The 15,820-nt window shown below is 51.1% G+C and carries 17 protein-coding genes and 3 pseudogenes; 7 read left to right on the plus strand and 13 right to left on the minus strand.

What is annotated here, in order from left to right; genetic code table 11:
• Positions 1-100 precede the first annotated feature (100 nt).
• Together ACMGF9_RS18000 and ACMGF9_RS18005 are read right to left on the minus strand one after the other, a co-directional pair.
• A complete protein-coding gene (locus tag ACMGF9_RS18000; protein WP_414160346.1) occupies positions 101-1,633 on the minus strand; it encodes a glycosyltransferase family 39 protein in 1,533 nt (510 codons plus the stop codon).
• Positions 1,634-1,758: 125 nt separating this feature from the next.
• Positions 1,759-1,902, minus strand: a complete 144-nt coding sequence (locus ACMGF9_RS18005; RefSeq protein WP_015376917.1) for a hypothetical protein — start codon at positions 1,900-1,902, stop codon at positions 1,759-1,761.
• A gap of 357 nt (positions 1,903-2,259) precedes the next feature.
• Between ACMGF9_RS18005 and ACMGF9_RS18010 the strand changes: the two genes are divergently transcribed.
• Positions 2,260-2,571, plus strand: a complete 312-nt coding sequence (locus ACMGF9_RS18010; protein WP_015376916.1) for a MoaF-related domain-containing protein — start codon at positions 2,260-2,262, stop codon at positions 2,569-2,571.
• A 119-nt stretch (positions 2,572-2,690) separates the two neighbouring features.
• A pseudogene (locus ACMGF9_RS18015) lies at positions 2,691-2,900 on the plus strand (tyrosine-type recombinase/integrase); the annotation flags it as partial.
• A gap of 266 nt (positions 2,901-3,166) precedes the next feature.
• Here ACMGF9_RS18015 and ACMGF9_RS18020 read toward each other — a convergent pair.
• From ACMGF9_RS18020 to ACMGF9_RS18060, 9 genes and pseudogenes are all read right to left on the minus strand, one after another.
• A pseudogene (locus ACMGF9_RS18020) lies at positions 3,167-3,271 on the minus strand (restriction endonuclease subunit M); the annotation flags it as partial.
• Positions 3,272-3,371: 100 nt separating this feature from the next.
• Positions 3,372-3,701: pseudogene (locus ACMGF9_RS18025) on the minus strand (DUF5983 family protein).
• Entirely contained in the window at positions 3,698-4,066 is a 369-nt protein-coding gene (locus tag ACMGF9_RS18030) for a TA system toxin CbtA family protein (protein WP_414160347.1), read from the minus strand. The pseudogene ACMGF9_RS18025 and the gene ACMGF9_RS18030 overlap by 4 nt, the downstream one beginning before the upstream one ends.
• Positions 4,067-4,125: 59 nt before the next feature.
• Positions 4,126-4,464, minus strand: coding sequence for a type IV toxin-antitoxin system YeeU family antitoxin (locus tag ACMGF9_RS18035; RefSeq protein ID WP_414160348.1), 339 nt, complete (start codon positions 4,462-4,464; stop codon positions 4,126-4,128).
• A 30-nt stretch (positions 4,465-4,494) separates the two neighbouring features.
• Positions 4,495-4,974 (minus strand): RadC family protein, encoded by a 480-nt coding sequence (gene radC, locus ACMGF9_RS18040; protein ID WP_414160642.1) that lies wholly within the window; start codon positions 4,972-4,974, stop codon positions 4,495-4,497.
• A 27-nt stretch (positions 4,975-5,001) separates the two neighbouring features.
• The gene (locus ACMGF9_RS18045) at positions 5,002-5,460 is read right to left on the minus strand and encodes an antirestriction protein (RefSeq protein WP_071841656.1); all 459 of its coding nucleotides are present in this window, start codon (positions 5,458-5,460) and stop codon (positions 5,002-5,004) included.
• A gap of 311 nt (positions 5,461-5,771) precedes the next feature.
• The gene (locus ACMGF9_RS18050; protein WP_049870700.1) at positions 5,772-6,248 is read right to left on the minus strand and encodes a hypothetical protein; all 477 of its coding nucleotides are present in this window, start codon (positions 6,246-6,248) and stop codon (positions 5,772-5,774) included.
• An 81-nt stretch (positions 6,249-6,329) separates the two neighbouring features.
• Positions 6,330-6,608 carry a hypothetical protein gene (locus ACMGF9_RS18055; protein ID WP_230201198.1) on the minus strand — a complete coding sequence of 93 codons (279 nt, stop codon included), beginning with the start codon at positions 6,606-6,608 and terminating at the stop codon, positions 6,330-6,332.
• Positions 6,609-7,446: 838 nt separating this feature from the next.
• Entirely contained in the window at positions 7,447-8,304 is an 858-nt protein-coding gene (locus tag ACMGF9_RS18060) for a hypothetical protein (RefSeq protein WP_414160350.1), read from the minus strand.
• 975 nt (positions 8,305-9,279) lie between these two features.
• Between ACMGF9_RS18060 and ACMGF9_RS18065 the strand changes: the two genes are divergently transcribed.
• The 5 genes from ACMGF9_RS18065 to ACMGF9_RS18085 all read left to right on the plus strand — a co-directional run bounded on the left by ACMGF9_RS18065 (position 9,280) and on the right by ACMGF9_RS18085 (position 12,372).
• Entirely contained in the window at positions 9,280-9,849 is a 570-nt protein-coding gene (locus ACMGF9_RS18065; protein ID WP_414160351.1) for a hypothetical protein, read from the plus strand.
• 145 nt (positions 9,850-9,994) lie between these two features.
• Complete coding sequence (locus ACMGF9_RS18070) at positions 9,995-10,201, plus strand: helix-turn-helix transcriptional regulator (RefSeq protein WP_044031785.1); 207 nt, start codon at positions 9,995-9,997, stop codon at positions 10,199-10,201.
• Between the two features lie 331 nt (positions 10,202-10,532).
• Entirely contained in the window at positions 10,533-11,135 is a 603-nt protein-coding gene (locus ACMGF9_RS18075) for a hypothetical protein (RefSeq protein ID WP_414160352.1), read from the plus strand.
• 618 nt (positions 11,136-11,753) lie between these two features.
• Positions 11,754-12,098: a hypothetical protein gene (locus tag ACMGF9_RS18080; RefSeq protein ID WP_071841658.1), complete on the plus strand. Its 345-nt coding sequence runs from the start codon at positions 11,754-11,756 to the stop codon at positions 12,096-12,098.
• A gap of 61 nt (positions 12,099-12,159) precedes the next feature.
• On the plus strand, positions 12,160-12,372 hold the full coding sequence (locus ACMGF9_RS18085; protein ID WP_139159378.1) for a hypothetical protein: 213 nt from the start codon (positions 12,160-12,162) through the stop codon (positions 12,370-12,372).
• A 68-nt stretch (positions 12,373-12,440) separates the two neighbouring features.
• Here ACMGF9_RS18085 and ACMGF9_RS18090 read toward each other — a convergent pair whose 3' ends face one another.
• Positions 12,441-14,540: a peptidase domain-containing ABC transporter gene (locus tag ACMGF9_RS18090; RefSeq protein ID WP_044031790.1), complete on the minus strand. Its 2,100-nt coding sequence runs from the start codon at positions 14,538-14,540 to the stop codon at positions 12,441-12,443.
• On the minus strand, positions 14,533-15,807 hold the full coding sequence (locus tag ACMGF9_RS18095) for an HlyD family secretion protein (protein ID WP_414160353.1): 1,275 nt from the start codon (positions 15,805-15,807) through the stop codon (positions 14,533-14,535). Before ACMGF9_RS18095 ends, ACMGF9_RS18090 begins: the two co-directional genes overlap by 8 nt.
• Positions 15,808-15,820: the final 13 nt, after the last annotated feature.

Genomic DNA, 15,820 nt, shown 5'->3' on the forward strand with positions numbered 1-15,820 from the left:
CGGGTAGAGCTACAGTATCAATCTCAATGTATAGAACTGTCATCCCCGCGTAAGTTTGCTCGGCCAGATGTAACGCCGAATGGGAAATATGACATTTTGCTCAACGCACCACGAACAGGCGCGACTCGAACCCGCCGCTCTTGAAGGTAACGGTGTTGACCCACCCCGGCGGCGAACGGCCGAAGTCCTGGTTGAAATCGCCGCCGCTGACCAGCCAAATCCGGCGATGGCCCTTCGATAAGGCGCTGAGCTTATCGACGTAGGTCTGCGCCGCCCGATCGTGGAAAAAGGTGCCGAAACCATAGGCATTGGGCTTACCCGAGATGCCGTTGGGCCTGGCCGGGGTATACAGCAAGGCGCGGTAGCCCTGTTTGTTGTAATACACATAGCTCAGGTAGTTGAACATGTTGCTGACCACTACCGCATCGTTAGGCTGATAGTGGCTGTTGATATAGTGCACCATCACCTTGAACTCATCTTTCTCGGCCGGGTAATCGTTACGCACGCCGCAGCCGAACAACAAACTGAAGAACAGCAGCAAAGAGATCCCGCGCACTCGGTTTTTCGTTCCGGCGATCAGCACACCCAACACCAGCGGAATGCCGAGCGCGGCGGAATAGAGATAGCGATCGACAAACAGCGGCGAGCGCCAGGAAATGGCGAATACCAACATTACCGGGATCAGCATGCCGCCGAGCAGCAGCAGAGAGAATTTTCTCGGCATCTGGCGCCGCCACAGCAGCAGTGAACATAAAGCGACAAACATCGCCGGCAACAGCCAGAGAATGATCGTGGGATAGTTGCTGCCATCATGGCCGGTGAGAAAACGCCAGAACATCGCCGGCAGATCGCTCCAGGAAACCTGAGGGATCCAACCGACGTCGCCGCCGACCCGCAGCTCGGCGATATGCGCCAGCAGATTGAACAACACCAGTAGCCAGGGAATGTAGGCCACCCCGATCGCCGCATTGGCCAGCCACCACACCGGTTGCTTGATATAACACTCGCCTTCGCGGCGGCACGACAGCGCCAACCCCACCAGCCAATGCGCGATCAGGGTAAAAATCGTGAAGTAATGGGTATAAAAGCTCAGCGTCATCAACAGCGCATACAGCGCCAGATAACGGCGGTTATCCGGCGTTTTCAGCCACTTCGCCAACGCCATGGCGGCGGCGATCGCCAGCAGCCCCATCAGCGCATACATGCGCGCCTCCTGGCTGTAACGCACCGCCATCGGCATGATCGCCATCAGCCAGCCCGCTATCAGCGCCGCCCGCTCGTTGGCCAGCCAACGGGTAAAGCGCATCGCCAGCGCCACTGTCGCCACGCCGAGCACCAGGCTCAGCGAACGGGCGGCCAGAATGCCGTCGCCAAACAGCACCATCCAGCCATGCAGCAACAGGTAATACAGCGGCGGGTGAACATCGAAGGAAGCGTGGTACAGCAAAGCGCCTACGTCATAGCGGCTGGTCAGCACGCTGGAGGCCTCATCGCACCAAAAATACCTGTCGGTTAAGGATATAGACCGTACGAGCGCCGAAAACGCCACGATCGCCAACGCATAATGTTTGTAACCGATGCCCTTTAAGCCGTTGTTGCTCAACGAGACATTCGAAACCTGTTGCAGTGACATAACCGCATTCCGCCCAAGAGAACCACACAATGTGGAGACGCTGCCTCATCATTGCCGACGGCGGGTAAATGGCGGGTAAATCAGTGCAAAAAAGTCGGCGCGATCACCACCGCGCCGACCGGCCCTCAGCGAATTTCAACGCTGATATCCGGGTAGGCCTTCTCGCCGTCGCTGAGGTAATGCCCCAGCGCCCGGTATGCCATGACGTACAGCACGGCGGCGGCGCACAGACACAGCAAGGTCACGAGAAAGAATCTGGATTTGCGCACGATAGGCTCCATGGGTAAATTTTCACCTATTGTAACGCGGCAAAATAAACGAAGGTTCAATGCCGCTTGCCGTTTCCTGTGACCGCGCTCGGTGTCAGACAAATTCCCGTCACTTAAACCCCACAACCCCCGCAGTGAACAGTAACCTGCCGCCCATCCCCTTTATGAACAAAAAGAGAAAAGTGAATTGCCCGCCGGTCCCTTTTTCCACCGATGCGCCCTCTCTACTATTGGACCTATCCAGCCGCTTAACGCTCAGCTGGCTGACCTCACTACCGCCTTAGGCATGAGTGATTCGGGATAGCAGCGTGCTTCACCGCCGCTTTTCAGCTACGACACATTAAAGGAGTTGCGACAATGGCTGTAAAATTTCCTTATGCAGGCCAATCTTTTACCATCAAGATGGACAATGGTCTCGAAGTTAAAAACGCCTACCATGCCAGTGAAAACACCATTACCGTTGAGTTTCTAAACGGAGAACTTCGCGGAACCATTATGAATGTGCCTTTCCAGTGGCGTTCATTGGCTGACGGCTATTTCATGATTTCCTGGCAAGAATCCGATAAAAATACCGTTGTTCACTGCGATAACTTCGAAAAACACATTTCTTATGCTTACTACACAACGATGAATGGAGATTTTTACGTGATGGAAGGGAAAATTCTTTAATTCACTTCAGCGCCTTTAATCCTTTTCGCGTATTAATTGCCGCTCTATCAAATAGCCTATCCTTTGGCGTGGCCATTTTTATGCCTTTCTCATATCGCGCTCACATGAAGCAAAAACGGCGGCATACGTGGGCGAGCTGGTTGGTTCAGGCAGGCGTGCCACTTTCGGCACTGCAAGAAATGGGAGGATGGGAGAGCATCGAGATGGTACAGAGATATGCTCACCTATCCCCAACTCATCTAACCGAACATGCGAGAAAAATTGACGAAGTCTTGGCGGGCAATGTCACTAACCTGGCACTTTTGGAAAATCTTGCAGTGGGGGAATGAGCATAACTCATTGATACTTAATGGCCCCTATAGGATTCGAACACAAAGCATATAACCCTTGTTATTACAGAATTTTTATCTGTTCGAAAAACGCCGAGGCCCCCAATTAGGCCCCCAATCGTATTTCGCTGAAAACATCAGCGATTTCGAGCCCGGTGATGGTAACGGTAAACTACCATGCTGCCAACATCTCCAAATGTTACTTGGCGAAGATGTCGCTTATCTTTTCTATAGGCCTCAGGTGATTGGATGTCAGATGTGCGGTTCTCAATCTGCGCCAGCGCGGCGTTGCGCCCTGTGACAATACGTTCAATGCTGGTGGAGCAAATCACCGTGGTGTGGCCAGTTAATACTTCAGGTTCAGTCTGCATATTTCCTACTCCATAATGAAAACACCCGCCGGTTTAAGGGCGGGTGTTATATTGTGGTACCTGTCATTGTGCTCGGGTCAGGGGGCATGCCGGGGGGCGTTCACCAGTCAAAGGTCTCAAACCCCGGCAAAATATCGCCTGCAGCGTCGAGGTTCAGGAGAGCGATGGGGTGATGGTTCATCAGCGTGACAACCAGCCGGCGGCAGGCTTTTGACACCCCTAACCGTTTAAGATGAAGTACCGGATGTCACCAGGCATTGAGCCTAATCAGGTACCCAGTGCCGGTAAAATGGAGCCACTCACCGTGGCCATACTCCTCCTGCTGGTGTGAGGCGTGATACAGCAGAGAGTTATCTCCGTCGGTGATGTGGGCGGTACTGCACTGGATACCCGTGAGCAGTGCGCCGATGGGGAGTGTGTCACTGCTCATGGTTGCTTGCCTCCCTGAATAGCACGTGTGACCTCCCGGTAGCCGGCTCGCGTCATCAGGCCGCAGGCCCGGCGAGCGCGCAGGATATCGATTGCCGTCACGAGAGGCGATTGCGCCTGGCAGGTGAAGCCCTGGCGGTCAATGCGCACCAGATCAAACTTTTCCACCATGGCATTTAGCGCATCCGCGAGGGAGATACCGTCATCGATGTGTGCCTGTATCACGGCATCGTCGCTGAACGCCGTATCGTTGAGCATCAGGCCATAGTGCTGCGCCAGCAGGTAGGTGAGCAAGGATTGCCAGATAGTCGTGGGGGACGGACAAGGCTGGGCTGCCCGAGTAGATGATACGGGTACTGTTCGCATAAGGCGTATCTCTTTGTTGGATAATAAAAACGGTGTGAGACTAAAAATACGGGAGAGTTTTACCTGAGCGTTTCAGGTGTCGGATAAATCGAAATGTAGACGTAGCCATATGAGCCGAGGCTGTCGGCTTCGCAGGTCAGGCCATGGCAATACAGCGTGACACAGTGCTGATGACGCGGATTGAGCTCACCGGAGAGCAACATCAATTCCAGGTGGTTGATGAACTGCGGAAAAGCATTCTCCAAATCATGGCGCTGTGCGTCGCTGAAAGTCCCGCTGATGTCAGCACGGTCGGCCAGAAAATGCAGTCGTTCCCCCTCCTGTACCAGACGGGCGCCAAACTGCGGCGTGACGTCGCGTTTCAGTCCCCAGGTGGGAACAGTGTTGGTTGATGGCATATTGAGCCTCCTTAAATGGCGTCGAATGGTTCATAAGAGCCCGTGTTCGGCGAACGAGTACACCGTCAGGCCGCCGACAATGCAGTGGTCCAGGACCCGGACATCAATCAGTGCCAGCGCATCCTGTATTCTCTGGGTGATGAGCTGGTCGGCATCGCTGGGGTCGGCATGACCTGAGGGATGGCAGTGCGCAACGATAACTGCGGCGGCATTATGTTTCAGTGCGCCCTTCACGATTTCACGCGGATGCACCTGGGTGCTGGCAATGCTGCCGCTAAACAGGGACTCATGCGCCAGCAAGCGATGCTGGTTATCGAGATAGAGCGCCATAAAGACTTCGCGCTCCAGCCGGGCCATCTGCAGGCGCAACCAGTCACGCACCATGAACGGGGCTGTGAAGGGCTCACCCGGTTTGCGTAAATGCTGCTCCAACAACGCCAGTGCGCGTTGAATGGTGCGTTGGGTGGGTAAGGGCAGATCGGAGGTTGCCGGAGATAAGGTGATATTCATCATGATGGGGTGCCGTTGTCTGGAGGGTTAGTCGATGATGCGCATAATGGCGTTGCTTTCGGGATGGCTGAGGGCGTAATCCCGCAGGCGATAGTAGTGTTCGGTCATGGCATCGCATTCGGTGCGGCAGGCATGGTGGCTGTAAGTGATAAGGCAAGCAATGATGCCGGCGGCTTCATGTCCCACCGTTGCACTATTGCCGTTAAGGGCGTTAAAGAGGGCGTATTTTCTCTCCGTTGAAGGGATGATAAAGGCGCCGCTGTTACTGAGGGTGTAAAACTCCCAATAATCTCCGTGGTAGTCCTTACACAAGAGGTTGAGCCAGGAAAATATTGGTGACTCGATATGAAGCCATTGCGGAATGTCACCAAAATGCTGTAGCCAAAATGACAGGCGATCCGCGTCGCGAACGAGACTCGCTGTCAGTGTTGAGTGGTTGCTTATCGGACGTGTTGATGGTGTGTTATTGGCAGTATTCTCTTTCACAGGAATTATCCTTACATAGAGGTGGACTGGGCCGGGCAACGGCCGGCCACGATGGGTACAGCTAGAAACGGTGGTATCACGCCATAAAAAATGCCCCGCTCAGATGAACGGGGCATTTTGGTGTTGCTCGGAGATGACAGGTTGTCATTGCCGGAGAGGCCTCTCTGACAAGAGTGTAGTTTTGAGGCGCCTCAGCCAGCTATCACGTTGGGGGGGAGTACCTACGTGTTGAGGCTGAACTCACTCCCCGACCTGAGAGCCCGGCACGGGAAGTGAGTTATCGTTAGCGAACAAACGTGGAGGGGTAAAGATTAGTTTTCACCGTTGGGAATGGCGGCGCCGACTTTACAGTCGGATTGCGAAAACGCGGGCAAAACCTGTCCGGCGCCTTTCAGCGTAAAACGGGTGGTTTGCATCCCTTCACCGCTAAGGATCACCGTCTTGCCTTTGCGCAGCTTGTCCCAGGCGAAGCGTACGCTATCCGCACCCACGCGGGAGAGCACGTCGTTGAATAGGATGGGGTCACTGCCATCAACAGAGACATAAAATGACCGCGTTTGCGTCCGCGCATCATAGTTGGTCAGTGAGCGCCCCGCGGCATCGGTGAACATCACGAACATGGCCTTATAGGGATTGCAGCCGATGTAAAGCTGCGATTGTCCCTGACCACGCACGCTGTATTCTGTCGTTCCCTGCCCCCACCCGCTGGTCCATGGGCCGGTTTCGGCCTGAGCCATAAAAGGTGCCGCCAGGGCACAGCAAAAAAGCCCTTTCATCAGTGTCTTCATGAGGTTGTTTCCTTTCGTTAATCGTGTTTTCCAATTTATTGCGGTAGGTCAGGTGCGCTCACCCCTGCCAGTCAGTCGTTATCAGTGCACTATCAGCGCAATGCCCAAGAATACGCCACCGGCTAGGCCAATCAGCTGGGGGCCACAAAGCCAGAACAGACGCAGCCCCACCAGGCTGAAGAAGCCGCCGGTGGTATAGACCGCATCGGGATGCGCGAGATTACGCAAGAACTGGCCCAGCAAGGCACCGAGGCATCCCAGCGCCGTGCCGACGATAACCGCGAGTATCAGCGTACCGGTGCCAGCCTCCTGGATCTGGCCGGCGGTATTGCGCGTAACCACCAGAAGTGAAAACAGCAAAGCGCCAATCCCCCAGCCAAGTAAAGAAGGGGTAAGGCGTGAAGGTGCATGCTGTGGCGAAGTATCCATAGACGGTTGTCTCCTGTGTGACAGTCATATCGTGAGGAAAGGCTATCCGGCTTCCTGCTGCCGAGAATGGTGGTGTGCCAACGCGCAGGGTAAGTGATGCCGGCGTGGCTGTTTGAAGGGCTGAAATCCCGTTGGGAGGAGAGAAATACGGTATCCGCAACGGCGCCCTGGCCGATCTTAATGACGGTTGAAGGCCAAAGATAATGGGTTGTACAGATCAATAACGCGAAACCGATCGTTGAAAACGATCAATCGATGGGGCTGCGATAGTGCAGATACGATAACGCGTAAAGCATTGTTGTAACGCGTTTTATTTCATATCCGCTCGGAGTGACATGGGAAGGTTAGAGGCAATTCAACCCTTGTACTTGTCAGGTCCGTGTACGTCGGACCGGGTGGAAGAGGACGATTTTGGGGCCGATGGAAACGGTGGCCCACCGGGTTGCAGCATGAGCCACAGACGCAGGACCAAAGTCAGTAGCGTACCGAGCATGCGAAAAATACGGTACAGGGTTTGCCAGGAAAAAAAGAGCGTCCAGCACCGTTGCTTCGGTGCCTGGTAAGAAGAAGGCATGACAATATCTCCAGGTAATGTGACCAACAGACAGAAAAGCGATTCTGTTGGATATGCATAACGGGGATATAGGCATGAAATTTTTTTGAAATGCTCTTCAATGAGGAAACGTTTATGCCAATTTTGTAAAATATTGCCCCAGCATCCTGTACCGTTGCGCTGGGGATTATCACTTGACCGGTTTTTTGGTTATTTTTACGTCAATTTGTCAGACTCCTGCTCAATGAGCGCATTAAAGTACTCATCCATGGTCATTCTGTTTTCATTGAGCAATTTTTTTAGCTTGTCAATATTTTCTTTTTTAAGATAAAATTGCTTGCTGACGCTGGCTTTTTGCTTTTTCAATCTATGGCTACGCTGATTAATTGCCGGCTTTATTTTCCTGACAAGCAGTTCCTTTTCTAAAGGATGAGTGAGGTAAAAGTCCATATAATTAAGAATGGATAGGTATTGCTCTTCATTGTCTAACGGAGCATATTTCTTTTCGATATCATGTCCGTGGGAACATAAATATTTCCACGCATACGAAACAATATCTTCATCATCTGGCGAAAGATGCCCCACCAGTGAATCATCTTCTTTAATTTCATTCCATCTACTGACCAGTTTACTCCAGCGCTGATCATCATCATTCAGGTGGAGTACTTTATGTTTCCTCAAAACCTCTCGATACCGCTCTTGATGACTATGTGGAATAAACCTTTTAACTTCCCCTCGCGGCATACTATCACGATTAGTACAATAGATTTCTGTCCATAACCAAAAACAAGCGCGTTTGTCTTTCTTAATCCAGGCCACCTCATCTTCAGACGGAGTTTTTTCTCTGAGTGAATAATGCATATCAGAAATTACTTCATTTATTTTTTCAGGCGTATCTCTGAAATACGTCCTCAGAGAGTTATTGAGATAGCTGCAGATATCTGACGGACCATCAAATGGCTCGAATCTACTTATCCTTATAATATCCTTCCGCTTTAGGTAATCGATGAAAAAGTTACATTCATCCCTGTCATTGTTAGACAGTAAAGTGATTTTTTGGAGTGGAGGTGACATATACAGTTTTCCTTAACCAGATGAAATAGCTTGATTACACCGTAATTATTGCGTGATTTTAGCATGGTTTTTGCGCGTTTTTCATCTTGTTTTTCCGTTGTTTTCACAGGACTTTTCACTGACTATTCACACTGTTTTTCTCGCAGGAATGCCTGTTATCACCGGTTTTCTCGGCCCTACTTTCATCGCTATGGTCTGTGGCTTACCAGCAGAGGTGTCGTGGCTGACAGTATACCGGTATGGGGATTTTTTCAGGATGTGTCATCTGAGTTTCCCCCTGGAAGAGACCTTAATGTATGACCTTATAAAATCGGCAAATGACTGAGTAAAAAGGGGACATCCTGATATCAGCAAGTAATACCGTGTTCATACACTGCTACACTCAAGAGACCAGCAGTATCATGGGGTGAGGTCATTTTGACGGCATGAATATCAGCGGCATTATGAACGATGAAATAAAACATTAAGGTACTTAGTGTTATTTAATAAAGAATGTCACGTGGTTTATCTTTACCGGTGTATCCACGGACTCGTTTCTATGACTCATCCCCATTCATGAATACTTGCTGAGGGAGTCGCTCTTATCCGTACATTATCATCCTGGCATCTGAATTATAATCTGCTCAATTGAAGTCTGGGGTGGTGGGATTGTATCGGCCCCATATGTTTCCGTGTTAAATTAGCGCTTGTGTATAACGCTGGCAATGGCTCCGTGCCATATTACACGTGCAGTTACATAGCGTATGAATCTGCTGTCACTCGACAGTCATTGGTTTGAATCACTTGGTAATGTGATTAATGCCATCGCCTTGAATAAATGGCTTATCCTAAAAATGCATGATGCAATTAATACTTGTCGGCGAGTTTTTCGTGTGTCGCTGGGAGAAGTAATCGGCTAATGCAGTTGAGTCAGGAGGTAATAAACTACGCCATCGGGGTATTCCATGAGGACCTAAACAGTAAACAGGAAAACCGATGAATCATGTCATAAACGAAAATCACCCCGCGGATAAGTCGATACAGCGTATTTTGTTAACGCATCAGGATGCGCTGTTTGAACGCTATTCAAAACTACTGATGTTCCGTGTGGATTTTGCCTATCGGCGTGAAAGCTTGTCATTTCACTTTGCTGACGAAAATCAACTGGCTGCCCAAATGACTTACCTAATGCAGCAGTGTTCTGATATCCCGGGAATAGTCGGGTATGCATGGGTGATGGAATACGCGGAACGGCATCGCTTCCATGTCCATGCCGCATTTTATATCGATGGACAACGCCACCGGAAGATCTGGTTGTTCTGGGAACAGATAAAACATCTCTGGGAGAGGATCACGGAACTTGAAGGATATGCACATAGGTGTGAGCCCAAGTCCTGTTATCGGGTTCGGGGCGAGAGAGTTGTGGCGGCGTCTGATGTGCGAGGCCGCAGAGGGATGCAATACATTCTGAGCTATATGGGGAAACTGGAGCAACGAACGGCGCGGCCCATTTACCGGGTGAGCCCTGTACCGGTCGCTGTCCGACGGGGACGACCTCGCCACTAACAGACAGGGTGAGGTTACCAGAGGATTAAGCACTGCAGAGAGGGAGTAAAGCAGAAAGTTAAAAATTACGTCACTCCGATATCGTTTGAAGGCGTTCCACAGGTTTCACAAACGCCTTCTCCTTTTCACTTCAGGAGATAAAACGATGACAAACAAATACCCTCTACTCAGCGACCAATTTGTTGACATGGCCTTTATCACTCGGCTGACAGGCCTGACGGATAAGTGGTTCTACAAGTTGATAAAAGACGGGGACTTTCCGAAACCCATAAAGCTGGGACGCAGCTCTCGCTGGTTGCAAAGCGAAGTTAACATCTGGCTGCAATGTCGTATAGATAAATCCCGTGCGTAACACCATTGAGCCAATGGCCGTTCAATAGTTACCCCATTTCTTACGTCACCATCCGATAAATAATCAGACAACCTGCAGGGCAAAGGCGGCACACCACGTCGGCGGTATACTGCCCTTCCCAAACTGAGCTATTCAGCGTCATTAGCCAGACAGCTGACGACAACGTATTCCAGCTACGTAGCCAGCCCTTCTTGTTTCATCCAGTACTCGGCTTGCTGACATAACCTCTTCATAAAGTACCCGGAGAGCGAAGAATGAAATGGTTCTGGGTACCGACACCGATGTTCCCACAGTACATAATGAAACATAACCTGAAAACAACACGGGACCGATGATGACTAAAACTACTAACAATGTTGCTGTACAGACGCTTCAACTACTGAAAGAAAAGCTTAACGACTGGCGAAATGGAACGGAACCAGCTTGGCGCTCGACATGGCCAGTTTTTGAACGGCTTATCATCCGACATGACGAAATGCAGGCAGTGTATGCCGAGTTGGGCGAGATGATGCTCACCACACAACAACTTTGGGTGTTCATGGAACAATGCGTTTTTGCCGGCGCGTTTGGAACAGCCGAACAACACGCAGCCCTGCGAGCGGAACATGATGAGTTGACCTCGCTCAATGAGGAAATATCGATTATGAGCATAAAATTGGCACAGCGTCTTCGGCGCAGGAGCGATATTCTTAACAGAAACGGCAGTTTCAGCATCGATAGAATAGTCAGGTTGACGGATTACCTTGATGCGGCCGGTAGTGAAAATGGATTATACCGCTCATTTATTCAGCCAAAATTGGAAGAGTTAAATGACTTCGATCTTAAATATTGGCCAGATATCGCCGATGTGTTGCAAACACTAGGTGAAGAGCCTGTGGAGATCGAGTTTCTGGATGATGCTTCCGAGGCCATTATTAGCGCGCGCCGACCATAGTTGACCGATTTTTTCAAAAATTTTTTCAGTCATCTGCATGATGTTTCCGATGGTTCTTATTGGCTGCTGCCGAAAGAATTTCGGATATCTGACGGAGGTATTGCAACATTGGCAAATATTTTATGCGATCTGGCGCCTGAGCGAATGCTCGACGAAGGGTATGTAAAACGCCTACGACAACGGTTGAGAGAACAGAACTTCACTGCGGTATGGTAACGCTAAAAACGTCAAAAGAACGACGGGCTCAACGGTAAAGATAGCTCAATGAAAGATCTCATACCCACTGAACTGTCATTCTGCGAACTGCCTTCTTGGCATGACCACACGGTAAGTGTGGCTGATCATATTGCTCATTGCACTATGAGGGTCGGCATGCCAGCCAGCATCAACATAAAACTGAGCAAGCTAACTTACCATTTCAAACGCATTTAGAAATGATCGCACCGGGTAATAACGCAAGCGAATGCGAAAGAAAGACTCATTCAGCCAGTAACGATTGTAAGAAGAAAACTTAAATCTTTCTAACAGATCCCTCTTGAATCCTTCTCGCGAGTAGGTTAATAATTGAGTGCTTTACACAAATTTACATAGTGGCTTCATCATCAAAAGGAGTTGTTTATGAAAGTTATTGATCCATCTATGCTGGATTTTGTCTCTGGGGGACGCGGTAATAATGGCGGTGATCGCACAGATAACGGAGGCCGAACTTCAAGTTCTAAAAACGGACGAAATGGAAACTACTCGGGTGATATGTACGGAAAGTATACTTCGCCAGACTGCGTTAACGGCATAATCGGCGGTACCTTGAGAGGCCCAGTCGGATTGGCAGTAGGCGCTCTTACGGGAGGCTGTTTCAAAGATGCGAAAAGTGGTGGTGGTAACGTTGGCATGGGCAAAGGCGGCAATAAAAGCAGTGCAGGTAGCTGCAGTGGTAAAAACGGTTCTGGTGGTTGCAGCTGGTAATTTTAGTTAAATTCAAGCATAGGCAATACATTGCCTATGCTTGATAATTATAGGGATGAATATGAACATTATTTTTCGCTCTTTTAGCACCATTGTAGGAATTATTGTTGCTGCATCACTGCTTAGCGGTGCGGGCGTAGCATTTACGACATTTTATGCAGCGCCTAAAAACCTTTCTGTTTTTGTAATTACAATTATCTTCGTACTTGCGATCGTGAAAATTTTTGATATAGCTACCAAACTTTGCTTTCCTAATACATCAAGAAAGAAATAGATTTTAGAGTATTGTTTTCAGGGGTAACTATATCCTCCATCCGTACTCGCGAGTACGGATGGAGATTACTAGACTAATCGGATAACTCTATCGGCGGAAGCAATCGTCGTTTCTCGGTGAGCAATGATCACCCGCGTAATGCTAAGCGCCTTTATCGCCTGATTCACACTCGCTTCACTTTCCTGATCCAACGCACTGGTGGCCTCGTCCAGAAACAAAATTGCCGGCTTCTTGTAAATGGCTCTGGCAATGAACAATCGTTGCTTTTGCCCACCGGACAGCCCCTCCCCTAGTTCGCCAATCAGTGTTTCATATCCCATAGGCATGCGTAAAATCACTTCATGCAGATAGCTGGCACGGGCACAGGCTTCCATCCAGGCATCGTCCATCTCGTCCGCGAACCCGCAAATGTTTTCTCGGATCGAGCCGGAGAACAATTTATCGTCCTGCATCACACAGGCAATCATCTTGTGGTAATTATTAATGCCGATCTGGCGGATATCTATACCATTTACCTCAACACGCCCTGCATCCGGGGGAAACAGCCCACATAGCACCTTCATTAACGTTGTCTTACCAGCACCGGACGGACCCACGATGGCCACGCTTTCGCCCGGCGCAACGCTGATGTCCAGGCCATCAAAAATAGCCGGTGACTGACTGTCGTAACGATAACTCAGAGCATGGGTCATCAATCCCAGAGGCTTTAAGTCCGGTGCATAAGGAAGGTCAGGTTTGCGGTCCTCCCGCGGATGGAGGGCGATATCAGCAATACGTTCATTATGCAGGCTCATCATGCGCAGCTGCAGCAAAAATTCCGTCAGCGACCCGATGCGGTCGGAGAACTGGCCCCGAAAGGCGCCGAACGCCACGAACATGCCGATGGTCATCTGGTTATCGATCACCAGGCTGGTTCCCAGCCACAGAATGACGATCTGGTCACACGCCGCTATGAAGGTGTTGATCCCGCCAAACAGCATGTCCATCCTCGTGACACGGATACCCGTGTTGATGGTATCAATTTCAAGGTTTAGCCAGTGAGCGATGCGGCGTTCTGCCATACCCTGCATTTTGACGGTAGCGATACCGTACAGCGTTTCCATAAAATACGAGCCGGCCCGAGCCTCTCTCACCAGCGCCTCCTCGGACAGCTGACGGTAATATCCATAGGTAAGCAGCCGCATCAACACATAAAGCGCGGTGAAAGTGAGCACTACCCAGGTCAGCCAGCCGCCATACAGTACCATCATCACCAGCACGCCGATCACCATGATGCCGTCCATGATGGCGCCGACGATACTGGTGGTGAAAGTGCTACGCAGCGTATCCAGTGAACCGAAGCGTGACTGAATGTCACCCAGCTTACGACGTTCAAAGTAACCGAGTGGCAGGCGCAGCAGGTGGGTAAACAACCCGGACTGCCACTGAACGTTGATAAGCGTTGCCATGACCAGTCCGGACCAGGAACGCACCATGCCGATGGCAGCCCTCAACAAGATAAAGAGCATCAACCCGGCGCAGATGAGCGTCAGTAACCCGCGATCGCCAGCAGGAATGGCGTGATCCATCACCAGCTGCGTGCCGATGGGCATCACCAGGTTGATGGTTTCGAACACCAGAGACAGGCAAAAGATTTTGCCGAGCGCCCCCTTGAGACCGTGTACGCTGCCAATCAGCGTACGCAGGTGTATGCGGTGGCGAACGCTGTCGGCGGTAAAGGCGCTGCCGGGCCAGGCCTCAAGCGCTACGCCGGTGAAGCTGTGCGACAGTTCCGTCAGGCTGACAGTTCGGCGCCCGCGCGCCGGATCGTGCAGCACTGCGCGGTGGCCTTTGACGCTGACCAGAACCACAAAGTGGTTGAATTCCCAGTGCAACAGACAAGGCATTTTCAGTGCGCCAAGTTCGTTCAGATCCAGCGACAGAGGGCGGGTACTCAACCCCAGCTGTTCGGCAATACCGCTCAATCCAGCCAATGTGGCACCGCGGGTTGACAGATTGAACTGTCGGCGCAGCGCGATCAGGTCGATATTTTTGCCATAGTGGCCACAAATCATCGCCAGACAAGCGAGTCCGCACTCCGAAGACTCGGTCTGATGCACCATCGGAACCCGGTGGCGCAGCCGCAGATCCAACTGGCTAACCAATTTTTTGAACGAGAGCTTATTCATTGACCGGCCCCGTTGCACTGTGCTTCATGTCGTAGAACGGTGACAGCATCCATTGATAAATCTTCCTTTTTTCCAGAAACAGGGTGCTTTGCGCTTTCATGCCGTTTTCCAGGCTCAGACGTTTACCGTCGTAAGCAATGGATTGTTTTTCCGGGATAACGATCACCTTGTAGTACGGCACGGCAGCGGTCAGCGCCGCTTTGGGCGCTCCCTGGTAGGTCAGCATTTCCTGCGGCGAGGCCGGGGCTTTGGAGATGACGGCCACCGTACCGGCGAACTGGCCGAATTTCTCCGCCGGAAAGGCGTCATAGCGCACATTAACTTTATCGCCGGCGGCGATGTAAGGGATGGCGTCGTTAGGCACCCAGAGCACCAGGGCATAGTGATCGATGTCATGGGGAAGTACCTGCAATAGGCTGTCGCCTACGTTGACCATTTGGCCAACCGTGACGCTCAGCGAATCGATGCGACCGTCGGCCAGCGCACGAACGATGATCTCCCCGCCGGCATCGATGTTGAGCAACTCCTTTTGCAGCTCATAACGTTGCAGCTCCATCTGGTAAATCTGATTGTCAAATTCGGCAGCCTGAATATGGATTTGGCTTTCCAGCGCAGTGATCTGCAGGGCATTCTGTTCGTTCTGGCCGGACAAGCCCAGCAGGTTGTTTTGCTGCTGGTAATACAGCGCCACCTGATTGGTGAGTTGATCCTTATTGATCAGCCCCTTGGTCTGATAGTGCCGGTAGTTCTCCATGTTTTCCTTCATGATACGTATCCCTTCCTGGGCACGTTTGAGGATATCGGTGGAACGGGTGAATGCAGCGGTGTATTGCGCCTTCTGTTGTTCCAGCATGATGAGCGTGGCCTGCTTGCTGCTTTCCAGTCGGCTGATGATTTGCGCAATGCGTGCCAACTGGCCATTGATATCCCGTCTCTGGTTATCACTGACTACACCACTGCGTGTGCTTTTGCTGACGTCAATCTGGTAAATGGGGGCACCAACGGTGATCACCTGCCCTTCGGTGACAAATTGTTTGACCACTACCCCTTGAACCGTGGAGTAAACGTTGGCCGCGCGGGGATAGGTGCTGATCTCTCCGGTCACGTTGAGCCGCCGGGTATAAGTACCGGCGATAACGAAGGTGAGAAAAGCAACGAGGAAAAAGAGGCAGAGCCCTGCCGTGAGCCAAAAGGGAATGCCGGGCAACAGCAATGCCCGGCCACGCCATTTCATTTTCTGATTATCGATCGCTTCCTGGCGAAACAATGTATACCTGCCT

Origin of the sequence: Serratia sp. BNK-23 (assembly GCF_047456145.1) — a bacterium.
Classification (GTDB): Bacteria; Pseudomonadota; Gammaproteobacteria; order Enterobacterales; family Enterobacteriaceae; genus Serratia; species Serratia nematodiphila.